The sequence below is a fragment of the Microvirga sp. HBU67558 genome (genome assembly GCF_018069605.1).
Classification (GTDB): domain Bacteria; phylum Pseudomonadota; class Alphaproteobacteria; order Rhizobiales; family Beijerinckiaceae; genus Microvirga; species Microvirga terrae.
The window spans coordinates 1-11,366 of sequence record NZ_JAGPUP010000431.1; the positions used below are offsets into that span (position 1 = coordinate 1).

At 58.7% G+C, this 11,366-nt stretch carries 12 protein-coding genes, 1 tRNA gene and 2 pseudogenes; 12 read left to right on the forward strand and 3 right to left on the reverse strand.

The annotated features are described in order from the left end of the window. Positions 1 to 221: pseudogene (locus tag KBI52_RS04440) on the forward strand (calcium-binding protein); the annotation flags it as partial. A 287-nt stretch (positions 222 to 508) separates the two neighbouring features. Here KBI52_RS04440 and KBI52_RS04445 read toward each other — a convergent pair. After that, positions 509 to 601, reverse strand: a tRNA-Arg gene (locus KBI52_RS04445). Between the two features lie 104 nt (positions 602 to 705). Here KBI52_RS04445 and KBI52_RS04450 point away from each other — a divergent pair. The 7 genes from KBI52_RS04450 to KBI52_RS04480 all read left to right on the forward strand — a co-directional run bounded on the left by KBI52_RS04450 (position 706) and on the right by KBI52_RS04480 (position 6,455). After that, positions 706 to 2,046: an integrase arm-type DNA-binding domain-containing protein gene (locus KBI52_RS04450; RefSeq protein WP_210805631.1), complete on the forward strand. Its 1,341-nt coding sequence runs from the start codon at positions 706 to 708 to the stop codon at positions 2,044 to 2,046. Between the two features lie 938 nt (positions 2,047 to 2,984). Further along, on the forward strand, positions 2,985 to 3,242 hold the full coding sequence (locus tag KBI52_RS04455; RefSeq protein ID WP_210805633.1) for a hypothetical protein: 258 nt from the start codon (positions 2,985 to 2,987) through the stop codon (positions 3,240 to 3,242). Between the two features lie 85 nt (positions 3,243 to 3,327). Further along, complete coding sequence (locus KBI52_RS04460; protein ID WP_210805635.1) at positions 3,328 to 3,498, forward strand: hypothetical protein; 171 nt, start codon at positions 3,328 to 3,330, stop codon at positions 3,496 to 3,498. Continuing rightward, complete coding sequence (locus KBI52_RS04465; protein WP_210805637.1) at positions 3,491 to 3,685, forward strand: hypothetical protein; 195 nt, start codon at positions 3,491 to 3,493, stop codon at positions 3,683 to 3,685. The genes KBI52_RS04460 and KBI52_RS04465 overlap by 8 nt, the downstream gene beginning before the upstream one ends. Continuing rightward, a complete protein-coding gene (locus KBI52_RS04470; protein WP_210805639.1) occupies positions 3,682 to 4,590 on the forward strand; it encodes a toprim domain-containing protein in 909 nt (302 codons plus the stop codon). The genes KBI52_RS04465 and KBI52_RS04470 overlap by 4 nt, the downstream gene beginning before the upstream one ends. Continuing rightward, a complete protein-coding gene (locus KBI52_RS04475) occupies positions 4,583 to 5,665 on the forward strand; it encodes an AAA family ATPase (RefSeq protein ID WP_210805641.1) in 1,083 nt (360 codons plus the stop codon). The genes KBI52_RS04470 and KBI52_RS04475 overlap by 8 nt, the downstream gene beginning before the upstream one ends. A gap of 598 nt (positions 5,666 to 6,263) precedes the next feature. Then, complete coding sequence (locus KBI52_RS04480; RefSeq protein WP_262266499.1) at positions 6,264 to 6,455, forward strand: WGR domain-containing protein; 192 nt, start codon at positions 6,264 to 6,266, stop codon at positions 6,453 to 6,455. On the opposite strand, the gene KBI52_RS04485 is transcribed toward KBI52_RS04480, so the two are convergent. Beyond that, on the reverse strand, positions 6,424 to 6,912 hold the full coding sequence (locus KBI52_RS04485) for a hypothetical protein (protein WP_210805643.1): 489 nt from the start codon (positions 6,910 to 6,912) through the stop codon (positions 6,424 to 6,426). The two genes, KBI52_RS04480 and KBI52_RS04485, sit on opposite strands and share 32 nt — an antisense overlap. Positions 6,913 to 7,005: 93 nt before the next feature. After that, on the reverse strand, positions 7,006 to 7,362 hold the full coding sequence (locus tag KBI52_RS33930; protein ID WP_262273058.1) for a Rap1a/Tai family immunity protein: 357 nt from the start codon (positions 7,360 to 7,362) through the stop codon (positions 7,006 to 7,008). 745 nt (positions 7,363 to 8,107) lie between these two features. On the opposite strand from KBI52_RS33930, the gene KBI52_RS04490 reads away from it, so the two are divergent. The 4 genes and pseudogenes from KBI52_RS04490 to KBI52_RS04505 form a co-directional block, all read left to right on the forward strand. After that, the gene (locus tag KBI52_RS04490; protein ID WP_210805645.1) at positions 8,108 to 8,407 is read left to right on the forward strand and encodes a hypothetical protein; all 300 of its coding nucleotides are present in this window, start codon (positions 8,108 to 8,110) and stop codon (positions 8,405 to 8,407) included. 541 nt (positions 8,408 to 8,948) lie between these two features. Then, positions 8,949 to 9,356: a hypothetical protein gene (locus KBI52_RS04495; RefSeq protein WP_210805647.1), complete on the forward strand. Its 408-nt coding sequence runs from the start codon at positions 8,949 to 8,951 to the stop codon at positions 9,354 to 9,356. Positions 9,357 to 9,805: 449 nt separating this feature from the next. Further along, a complete protein-coding gene (locus KBI52_RS04500) occupies positions 9,806 to 10,330 on the forward strand; it encodes a hypothetical protein (RefSeq protein WP_210805649.1) in 525 nt (174 codons plus the stop codon). Positions 10,331 to 10,611: 281 nt separating this feature from the next. Continuing rightward, a pseudogene (locus KBI52_RS04505) lies at positions 10,612 to 11,366 on the forward strand (hypothetical protein); the annotation flags it as partial.

Here is an 11,366-nt window from a genome sequence, read left to right on the forward strand (position 1 = left end):
ACGACTCGGTTTTCACCAAGCTCGGATCGACGGGAACCCTGGCGGCCAGCAAGTTCGTGATCGGCAAGAAAGCCTTGGATTCCACCGACCGCGTTATCTACAACAGCAAGACGGGCGATCTGTCATACGATGCCGACGGCTCCGGCAGCGGCGCGGCGATCAAGTTCGCCAAACTCGACGCTCACCTGAAGATGACGGCCGCTGACTTCGTCGTCATCTAACTGTTGCTAGGCTCCCTGGTAGCCCCGGCCGTCCGGGGCTACCATCCCGCTGGCCAAGCAGGTGCACTTCATTTCAATCGCTCGTCTCGCGAAGTCGTCAGAAAATCCGAACCACAAACTCACACCACAAACTCTCTATGTCCCTGAGTGCCGTAATGGGCCCGCTAAAGCATCGGACCCATTCGGGAGCCGAATCCAATGAATGAAACGGCCTCGCTCACCCACCGATTGCTTGCGCGAAGCAATCAGAACGGCGTGTCTTCTATAACTATGTCATCGAGAATGAATGGCGCACCCGACACGATTCGAACGTGTGACCTTTGCCTTCGGAGGGCAGTCGTCCACTCATTTCCTTGATTTACCCGAATTGACCGGAATGCACCAAGCCGTTAAATTATAAGGACTTCCGGGGGGCCGCCAGAATGACGGCGCTTACCTGATCTGACCCAAGACTACCGCTTTCTGCTTACCCGGTGCTTACCCGATGCCGAAACTGACCAAGCGGGTGATAGACGCGATCCGTCCGCTGGAAGCCGGAGGAGACATATTTGCCTGGGACAACGAACTGCCGGGGTTCGGGCTTAGGGTGAAGCCGAGCGGCGCTAAGTCTTTCCTTGTCCAGTACCGCAACAGGAACGCCCGCAGCCGCCGCGTCACCATCGGGCGCTATGGCGTGCTGACCCCTGACGAGGCCCGCAACGAGGCGCGGGCTATTCTGGCCAGGGTGGCGAAGGGTGAGGACCCGGCCGAAACCAGGGCGGCGGATCGCACGGCAGCGACTGTGGCGGACCTCTGTCGGGAATATCTGGAGAAGGCAGAGAAGGGCCTGATCATCACGCGTCGGGGCGGGGCCAAAAAGGCCTCCACTCTTTACACCGACAAGGGACGTGTCGAACGCCATATTATCCCCCTGCTTGGGCACCGCACGATCAAGGATCTGACTACGGCGGACCTGCGGGCCTTTCTGCGCGATGTGATTGCCGGTAAGACCGCCGCCGACGTGAAGACCAAGGCTCGCGGACGTGCGATAGTCAAAGGCGGAAAGGGCACCGCGACCCGCACCATGGTCCTTCTGAGTGCCATCCTCACCTATGCGGTGGAAGAGGGCCGCCGAGGCGATAACCCGGCACGCGGCATCGTGCTACCCTCCTACAATAAGCGCAAGATCCATCTTGATACGAGCCAGTACGCCGCTCTCGGCCGGGCGCTCGCTGCTGCTGAGGCGAGAGGGGAGCCGTGGCAGGCCATGGAGGCCATGCGCCTGCTGGCCCTGACAGGTTGCCGGGCTGGCGAAATCGCCGGGCTCAAGCAGACTGAGTGTGACCTGCGCGGATCCTGCCTGAGGCTTGGCGACACGAAGACCGGGGCCAGCATGCGCCCGCTCGGAACGCCCGCGCTGGAGGCCCTTCGCGCCGTCCTCGACCGCAGCAACGGCACCTATGTGTTTCCGGCCCTGCGGGAATCGACGATACCGGACGGCGAGGGCAGCCCGAAGCCGTATCGCGGGCTGCCGAAGGCATGGGATCGGATACGGAACGCCACGACGCCAGACGGAAGAGAACTCGCCGAGCCGTCGATTGCGACCCTGACGCCGCATGGGCTCCGCCATGCCTTCGCGTCCGTAGCCGACGACCTCGGCTTCACCGAGGCAACCATCGGCGCGATGCTCGGGCACTCAAGTGGCGGCACGACACGTGGCTATATCCACAAGCTCGATCCCGCTCTTATCGCGGCAGCGGACCGCGTCTCTCGGCACATTGCGATGGCGATGGAAGGCGGATTGCCGCGCGCAGAAATCGTTGGGTTGCATGGAGCTACGGCGTAATGCAGGGCCTTATATCTCCACGTGAAAAATCATCTTCTCGTCTTCTTGCTGAAGCGCGCTTGGCTCAGGCGATAAAGCAAGCTGATGTTGAGCATATTCTGGACGCTGTAGGGCGCGAGTTCGTTCGCAAACGGATCAACCGCCGCCGACTACGGCGTGACATCAATGAAGCCGCTGTCGACGCGAGTGTCTATGCGTGGCTGGATAGCAGTCGGCAACGGCGCGAGTTCGCAGACCACTTTGAAGAAATAGAGCGAACAGCAAGGCACCTGAGAAAGCTCCTATCGGGTAGCAACGCAGGTAAATTGGCGCGGCTGAATTTTCGTTTTAGTTTCCCGACGAGGGAAGGAAACCTGCGCAGAAAGCGGGTAGACCGAGCAGCCTCGATGGAGGGCTTGGTTATCGGACTTGCTCGGCTAGCCCGTGTCGCACGACAGGAGCGGAATAGGATACCTATCGATGCGCCAATGCCCCGAGAAAGAAATGCTCGGGAGTGGCTCATTGTTGAGTATTTGCCGAGGATATTCGAGCGATACTTTGGACGAGAAGCTAAGATAGGTCGCGCCCACAATTACATTGAAGGCACCACAGGTAAAGCAAACAGTCCCTACATACGTTTTGCGTCAGCCGTACTCAATGACATCGGCATCGTAACTACCCGAGGTAAACCGTATAGTCCTGAGACGATCAGTCGAGAGTTCCAGCGCGTCCGATCGGGGGCGCGCCCAAGGCGAAAATCCGTTTCCATGGCAAACGCAAGAACCCGTTGTGAGGGCGAGCTACCCCCTTCATGCGGCACTGCCGAGGAACACTGATCGGACATTGGGCAAATTAGGCACTGATTTCGCAAGTTGCCCAATGTTTTCAAATAGCCTCAGCTTCTGAGAACTTCCTCAGGTCAACCCGAGCGCACTGCTCTTAGATGACGTGAGGTTTCAATGTCCATCGAACACAGTTCCTCGAAGCAGAAGCGTCGCTTCCGGCGCGATGCGGCGAGCGACTACCTGAAGGAGGCGTGGGGCTTGTCCTATGGCACCCGCACCCTCGCCAAACTGGCCTGCGTCGGCGGAGGGCCTCCCATGGAATACGCTGGCCGCTTCCCGCTCTATCCGCAAGACGGCTTGGACGAATGGGCGGCGGCCAAGATCGGCCCGCGTGTCAACAGCACGTCTGAGCGCCAGCAGTTCGCGGCCTGATCATCATCATCAAATCTTTGCAAGCCGACCGCAAAAGGAACCCCGCACGAACGGGTGTCCGGCGGGGCTTGAAGGATAGATTGCAATGTCTTCCTACACCATGACCGGCGGCACGCGCAAGCCAGCCGCCAACTCGGACCGCCCGTCGCTCGATTACGCTGCGCGGCGGATCGCCCACCGCTGTCGCATCAGCACCGCCCAAGCATCGGTCATTGTCGAGCTGCTCGGCCCCGCGCCGGAGGTGCGCCATGACTGAAGAATTCCGCATCTCCTTGATCCCGGAGGCTCCTGATGACCTCGGGGACTGGATCACCCTCGGCGATGCCGTCGCGGCGGTCGTCGAGAAATGCGCTCGCCGCACGGGCGAGCGGTGGCAGGAAGGCCACGACCGCCACAACGAGGCTGGCGCTCTCCACACTTCGAACAGCTGGAGCTTGTCATGAGCAGCCTCGATCTTCGCTCGACTGCCCGAGCTCTCGGCGGCGATGTTGTCGGGCAGCAAATCCTCTTCGCGCCGCCCGGTCACTCGCGGCAGGATCGCTCGGCCTCCCTCCGCTTCGATCCTAAGGCTCCCGGCGGGTTCCTCATCCACTCCTTCGCGGGTGACGATCCCCTGTCCATCCGCGACTACGTGAAAGAGCGGCTGGGACTGGCATCCGGCAGGGAGGCGCAACTGGCGCCCTCCCCCGCCGCTCCTGTCACAAGTCCAGACGAAGCCGAGCGCACGGCCCAAGCACTTGTCATCTGGGACGAGGCCCGTCATCCACGCGGAACACCGGTCGAAACGTATCTCAACCGGCGCGGGCTCGTCCTGCCTGATGAGGCGGCCTGCAGTGCGATCCGGTTTCATCCGGCCTGCCCATTCGCTGGGGAGCGGACGCCCGCCATGGTCTGCCTTGTGCGGGATGTGGTGACGAACAAGCCCATGGCGATCCACCGCACGGCCCTCACCCGAGACGGCCACAAGGCGAATACCAACGGCAAGGACCGGCTGGCACTCGGGCCGATCGCGGGCGGAGCCATCAAGCTCACGCCCGACGAGGCTGTGACGCTCTGCTTAGGTATCGGTGAAGGCATCGAGAGCGCCCTGAGTCTGCGCAACCTGCTTGAGTTCGGAAGCTCCCCTGTCTGGTCGCTGATCTCAGCCGGTGGCGTCGAGACGTTCCCTGTGCTGTCAGTGATTGAGAGCCTCTGGCTCGCGGTAGACCACGACGAGACCGGCATCCGGGCAGCACGATCAACGGCGCGGCGCTGGCAAGCCTCCGGCGCCGAAGCCTACCTGATCACCCCGACCGCATCCCGTGCGGATCTGAACGACCTCTTCTTCGCGGAGCAGCGCCGTGCTTAATCCCAATCTCTACACGGTTGAACACTTCCCACCGCTCGACGAGCCATTTCCTATCAAGCCGGATTGCAACGGTAAGAGTGGAAGGCCGAAGCTAAGGATCAGATCGGCCCGCGAGTTGCGCCGGAGAGAATTCTCGCCGATCCGCTACGTGGTACCTGACTATATTGCTGAAGGCTGCACGCTGCTGGCTGGGCGGCCCAAGCTTGGCAAGAGCTGGCTCGTGCTTGAGATGGGCCTCGCTGTCGCCATGGGCGAGGTCTGTCTGGGCCGGATTAAGTGCGAGCATGGCGACGTTCTCTATCTCGCTCTCGAAGACAATGAGCGCAGATTGCGGAAGCGCATCGACAAGGTTCTCGGACCTCTCAACGAGTGGCCTGAGGGTTTTCAATATGCGACCGAGTGGCCGCGCGCCAACGAGGGTGGCCTTGATGCAATCCGGGATTGGATCACGAGCGCACAGAACCCGCGCCTGATCATCGTGGACGTGCTTGCCATGTTCAAACCCGCCCGAGGTGACCGTGAGAACATGTACGAGGCCGATTACCACGCGATCAAAGGCTTGCAGGCCCTCGCGTCCGAGTTCGGTGTTGCGATCATCGTAGTGCACCATACCCGCAAGGGCGGCAGTGATACCGATCCCTTCGAGAAGGTCAGCGGTACGCTCGGGCTCTCCGGGGCGGCCGACACGACCATCGTGCTCGACCGCGACAGCAATGGCGCGACCCTCTACGGGCGGGGCCGCGACATCGAGGAGATTGAAAGCGCTGTCGAATTCAACAAGGGGGACTGCCGCTGGTTCGTCATGGGGGATGTGTCCGAGGTTCGACGTTCTGACGAACGCACCACGATACTCGATATCCTCTCCGAAGCGGCTCAACCGCTGTCGCCGCGTGAGGTCACGGACCTATCCGGCCTCTCGTACGACAACGTCCGGCAGTTGCTCACCCGGATGAGTGCGGCCGGGGAAATCACGAAGGTTGGACGGGCACAGTACCGTCACAACGACGCCCCTGTCACAACTGTCACAAGCGTCACAAAGTCTGACGACAGCCGAGACACTCCTGGAGGAGAATGATTGATGACCATTGTGACAATTGTGACAGCCCATTCACTGTGACAGGGGCGTAGCGTGATCAGGCCCGGAACATATGCAGGCCGCGATAACATGACGGTCGCCCACTACAGAGATTAATCGGTAAGCCCACCTTGTCAGAACGCTCGGCCCCGTCCGCTGACAGGCTTTCAGCACCCACTGGCGGGATCGTTGCCGGCAGCAGGAAACCGCGCCTGGAGAGGCTTCCTGAGGCTTGCGTTTAAACGCTACCATTAGCAGCCCGTTTGGCGCGCTTTGGTCGACGGTCATGTGCCCGACCACCCGCAAGGCTAATACGCTCATGTGCAGAAGGGCCTTGGCAGAGCCGAGGCTGATGAGGGAAGAGCGGAGCTGGGTTTTTGGAAGTCTACAGAAATCCAAGCCCATAAAGTAACAACATAGCCGATATCGCACCGCCCAGGGCAAGCAGGAGCCACGGCAAATACCCGCTGAAGTCATTCATCGTGAGCTCCTTCCTGACCGGGGAGCTTGTCAGTTGATAACGAGCTAGAGTCGTAATGGATGACGAGCGTCCCTCCATCGAGTTCCATCTTGCCCTGCGGCGGATCACCCAGAGAAGGTGATCCGCCGCTTCTACTCGCTGATGATCGAGCACGACCTGTTCGGAACGATCCGGCTGGTGCGCAATTGGGGCCGGATCGGCATGATTGGCCAAGAGCTGGTCGAGATCCATGAGGATGAGATCGCAGCGGGGCAGGCGCTGGAGGCGATTGCCCGGGTCAAGCAGCGGCAGGGCTATCAGGACCTGTGAGCAGCCGAGCGACCTCTCCAGCTAAAAGTTCACCGCGGCGCTCCAGCTCTTCAGCTATCAGAATGACGCTCCTCGCATGGCGCATGACAAGCTCCCGTGCCCTCGCACGTCCGCGCTCGCGCAGGTCCTCTTGCGCCTCGTCATCATCGGGGTAGGTCCGACGCATGACGATATACGTTTGGACTTCATCCATCTCGAACTCGGCAGGATAGAGTTGGGGAACGTCACACATATCGGTTGACCACCAACTGGCCATCAGCACGGCGATCTGATCCTCAGGGGGAAGGTGATCGGCCGTCTGGCGATCAATCGCTCCAGCCGAATTCCCTGTCTCTGGCAGCAAGCGCACCCATCCAACCTCCAAACCGAGAGCCCAGGCAACGACGGCATGGCCAGCTTCATGGAAGGCAGCACGGCGGCGGTCACGAAGATCAGGAGAGAGATCGATATTGGTCATGCCCCTGGCTTACAGCTTCGCGCATATAGCTGCCAGGCCTGGAGGCCGTCGCCCGGGCGAAGCGTCGGGCCTATCGGAGAATTTGTGAGGCTCTCAGTTCTGGCAGGGCCACGCGGCGCGCAATGCGTCGGTGACGAGGACAAACAATGGAAGGTGAAGCCTAGCAGGGTTAGCCTGCATGTAGTTGACGACAATCCGTAATGCTTGAATGGAGCTTGCACCCTCTGGAGAACAGAAACGACGACTTGGCGATAGGTTCTCGCCGAAATAATAAATACTAGTTACAATACCATTGCATTGCCCCTGCCTGAATATTTGCGTTGATGCGTTATCCTGCAATGCATCTGCGCATGGTTTATACATAGAATTGCCCGTAAATTGACTGTCTTGGGCGTGCGCACTTGTAGAGAAACAGAGCAGCAGTGCCGCGATAGCGAAACCAACTTTCATTACAGCCCCCGAAAACAGGCTCGAACATAGCAGCTTCCCCGAGAGAGTACACGGTGCTCTCAATTTCGCATAATCATCAGTATGGAACGCGAGTTGGAGTGTTCGTGTAGTCTTCGCGGCATCTTATGGAACGCCGCCACATCTATTCAGTAAAATCCGCTCAGGCGAGCGCGTCGGCGGAGTCGTGAATACTCAATAAGACTTGCCGATCTAGAGACAACCGAGAGGCGCTGGCCTCCTGACGATCAGCGCCTGCTCTTGCTTTGGCCGCTGCTGCGTTTCTTAGAGAAGCGAATTGGCCCGACTGGAGTGTTCTTGATCTTGTTCATTCTACGCTCGAAGTTCCTCTCGATCTGGCGTGTCCTGATCCGATCGCGTCTGCTCTCCTCGCTTTCCCTGAAGAAGAGGCCGATTACACCTATCACCGCGAATAACGCCATCATCGAGAAAAAGGTTGTCATGATTCCTCAACCCGTCCTTGCCTAATTCTCAGCCTCATCACTCTCGATAGAGGACCATAGCTGGCATTAGACGTTCAGGACCGGGGCAAGAGCTGTACCCCGAGCGGATCATTTTCGCGCTAGGCAGGGCAGTGGCGCAGAGGACTGCAAATCCTTGTCCCCGAACAGCAAAGAGGAGATGAAATCGAACGGGAAAACCCGCGCAGCCAAATGTGATGCTATTGCTGACTGTTTTCCGACGCTGCAAAGATCGGTTTTGTAGCTACTCAGGGGGGGTAACATCGATGTTTTTCGTTCGGATGGGGCAGCTTACGGCTTATCTAGCATTCGCCTACGGCGTCCTTAGAACTGCAACGGGCATCATTCTCGCCGTCTACGATAGGCAGGAGTTGGCGGGAAGATACTTTGCTGCCGAGAACACCGGCGCAGTAATAGACAAAGGCCTTCAGTACCTTTTGTTCGGCATCGTCATGGGCATTCTTTGCCATATAGCCGTCTCGGTTTCCCGAGAATCCCGGCATGAAACCGTGAAACCTGAAACCGTGAAACCGGGCGGAGGCCGTCTCCAGGAGATCAGCGCCTAGCGTCTATCAGTCCCCCTCGTTCGCACGTTCAGCCCAAGACCTCCTCGACGATCTTCGGTTTCCGGTCCAGCAGCGTGAGAAGGGCCCGCGCGAATGCTTGGCGAGGGAGAGGCCGAGAAGAACAGGTCCCCGGCCTCTCCCCGCCTGGATGAGGAGCAGCGGGGGGCGTGCTCCAAATCCAAGTCAAGAGGGATTGCCGCACCTCCAGGGACGAGAACGATAGCTGGCTTTGTGTGATCCTACCTCAGGAGCCCTCCCCTACGTCGGCGGAAGGAAATCGGAGCAGGGTTCAGTAACTGTACTGTCTGGCCTCCTATCCGTTCCGCTGTTCCTACCCGAGGTGGTGCGGCTTTTCAGGCTACGTGAGTGAAACATCTCGCCCAGAGCTTGCCTGGTGGGCGGTCGCGAACGTGGCAGTAACTGGGCACGGGTGGGTTAACTCTTCCGGTAGCCTGACGCTAAGGCAGCTATCTCCGTAAGCTCATTGGCACGATGGTTGCGGGCGAAAGTCGTTCGCAATAATCGGGATAGGGAGGCCAATATGAGAGGGACGATTATCGCGCTCGCCGCCGTCCTGCTGTTCGGCGTGGAGCCAACGCAGGCGGCTGAGGGGGAACTCTATCGCTGCTCTGCGCGGGACGTCGTCACGATGACGGACGACGGAGTAGTCGATCGATTCAAAAATGATTTCTGGAAGAACTGGTGGACCGACATCCTCGTCGACACAGCAACAGGCATGCTCCGCTGGAAAGATGGGACAGCGCAGCAATGGGTTGTGCTCCAGCAAGGTTCAAATGCAGACGACTTTGTCATGACGCCTGTTAAAAATTTTCGCTCCGCCTCGACGCATGTCCTCCGGGTACGGGCGTGGGCCGAAAAATCAGCCGTAACTTTTCTGATCTATGATCTCTCTACTCTCGTAACAGGTCGTTGCGAGTCAGTTCGATAAAGCACGTACGCAGACGACTGCTGATCCCTGCGCCCTAATCGGCAAAGGGAGTGAACTGTAAGTCAGGTAGCTACGAGCACAAATCACGAGTGCAGCGGACCCCCTAGGCGCGATGACAGGTCCGCCGCTACTGGAAGATGACCCACATGACGATTGCGAGAGGAGCCACTGTGCCGAGTACGAAGGAAAGTGCGTTCTGCGACATGACCATCATCCTTGATGATCAGTTATCGCACGTTTCAGCGTAACCTTACTGTGAGAGTATGCACACTCTTGTTTGCGCGCTTGCTCTTAAATCAGACCGCATTAGCTCGCCTGTGAGATCGGGGGCGGCAATGGTCTCGTGGGAGTAGGTCATTCGAAGGATACAGCGGGGAGAGGCGAAGAGAGGGTTGAGCGTTCTATGTAGGCGTGCTCCGTTAGATCTCACCTAACGATTGGGGAGCGCAATGGACGAGACTGAATCCCTCTTCGGCGCGGATGCCATGGAGTTTTCTAAGGCCCTCACTGGAGAGGATGATCTAGCTGCGATCATCAGAAGCCATCTATATATAGAACACGAATTGAATGTTTTCTTGGAAGGACGGATACCGGAGCAGGTATTCGAAACTATCCATATTGAATATTTCGATAAAATAAAGCTGGCTGTCTCCCTAGGTTTTCCATCGAAATATAAAGCTGCATTGAAGGCAGTTGGAACTATTCGGAATAAGTTTGCGCATAATCTGAGAACTCAGCTCACATCTACGATGCTCGATGAGCTTTACCAGGTGTTCGATCCTGTCACCAAAGAGGGAATCCAGTGGGGCTTCAAACGCATCAACCCTCACTTTCCTGGTAGGAGCAAGCCAAAGTCGCACAAGGAAATGCCGCTGCGAGATCGCCTTTCTCTTTATGTCGTCCACATATGGGCCGGCCTGAAGGCGGCGAATGCTGAAGATCGCCTTTCAACAAACGAAAGTAAGGTACCTTGATTTTCCTCTGCAAGAGGAGAAGGGAACTTAGATCTGGCGGGGGACGCCACGCCGCAGATCGAGCGCCTTTACAGTCTCTTTCCGTATAGCCGTCAGGGTAGCTTCGATCGCACCCCAGCCACCCGGCAATATCTCCTCGACGGCTTGGATTGCCGCTGCCTGGGAGGCTGCCCGAACCAGATAATACGAAATGGCCGGCTGGCCGAACCACAGTTCACATTCCATTCGGACTTTGTTACAATGACGCTCCGATTGAGCGCTGTCGCACGTGAGGTGACCTCATGTACAGCGACCACGAGCAATGGGCCCGGATCCGCTACCGGGTCTTGGTCGAAGGAGCCACCCAGAGGCAGGTCGCCCGCGAGACCGGGATCAGTCCGAATATGGTCCGGAAGATGCTGCGGGCGAGGCAGCCGGTGCCCTACGGCCCGCGGGAGCAGGTCTTTCCCAAGTTGGGGCCATACTTGCAGACAATCCAGCAGATGCTGTCGGACGAGGAGCAGCCAAGCTTTTCTTATCGCGAGATCTACAGGTCCATTCGGGACCAGGGCTATACCGGAACGTACGACGCTGTCGGCAACTACATACGGTCGCTCAAGCCGACGGATCGCATGCTGTGGGAAGCCGCATACGACGAGGTCAAAACCTTGGACCGCAAGTCAGCGGTCACCCTTCTGATGCATGTGGCCAGGCAGTGCCGGGCGAACGAACGGCAGAGACTTACATCCTCCCGAGCGCGCAAGACTCACAAGGAAGTCGCCAGGCAGGCTGCCTTCACGTGGCTGCGTCAGCTTCTACAGCAAAGGATGCCGTTCACCCATCTGCGGGGAGAACTCGGCGAGGTGCCCGACCTCGACCGGTTGCTGGACAGGCTTCATCACGGCGGCCACCACGTGCGCAATCGGTCGCTTGTGGTCCTCGGCAGCCTACGCGGCTGGCCCTCGACTGCCATCTGCGCCTTTCTCGGCATCGAGAAGAAAACCTATCGCAGCTATTGCCAGCTCTATGAACGGGGCGGAGCCTCAGCCCTGTTCGC

What these genes read in the sequence shown, in the direction of transcription:
- KBI52_RS04485 (WP_210805643.1), bottom strand. Translation starts at nt 6,912, where the DNA reads ATGACCAATATCGATCTCTCTCCTGATCTTCGTGACCGCCGCCGTGCT.
- KBI52_RS04450 (WP_210805631.1), top strand. Translation starts at nt 706, where the DNA reads ATGCCGAAACTGACCAAGCGGGTGATAGACGCGATCCGTCCGCTGGAA.
- KBI52_RS04460 (WP_210805635.1), top strand. Translation starts at nt 3,328, where the DNA reads ATGTCTTCCTACACCATGACCGGCGGCACGCGCAAGCCAGCCGCCAAC.
- KBI52_RS04455 (WP_210805633.1), top strand. Translation starts at nt 2,985, where the DNA reads ATGTCCATCGAACACAGTTCCTCGAAGCAGAAGCGTCGCTTCCGGCGC.
- KBI52_RS04500 (WP_210805649.1), top strand. Translation starts at nt 9,806, where the DNA reads ATGGACGAGACTGAATCCCTCTTCGGCGCGGATGCCATGGAGTTTTCT.
- KBI52_RS04490 (WP_210805645.1), top strand. Translation starts at nt 8,108, where the DNA reads ATGTTTTTCGTTCGGATGGGGCAGCTTACGGCTTATCTAGCATTCGCC.
- KBI52_RS04470 (WP_210805639.1), top strand. Translation starts at nt 3,682, where the DNA reads ATGAGCAGCCTCGATCTTCGCTCGACTGCCCGAGCTCTCGGCGGCGAT.
- KBI52_RS04495 (WP_210805647.1), top strand. Translation starts at nt 8,949, where the DNA reads ATGAGAGGGACGATTATCGCGCTCGCCGCCGTCCTGCTGTTCGGCGTG.
- KBI52_RS04465 (WP_210805637.1), top strand. Translation starts at nt 3,491, where the DNA reads ATGACTGAAGAATTCCGCATCTCCTTGATCCCGGAGGCTCCTGATGAC.
- KBI52_RS33930 (WP_262273058.1), bottom strand. Translation starts at nt 7,362, where the DNA reads ATGAAAGTTGGTTTCGCTATCGCGGCACTGCTGCTCTGTTTCTCTACA.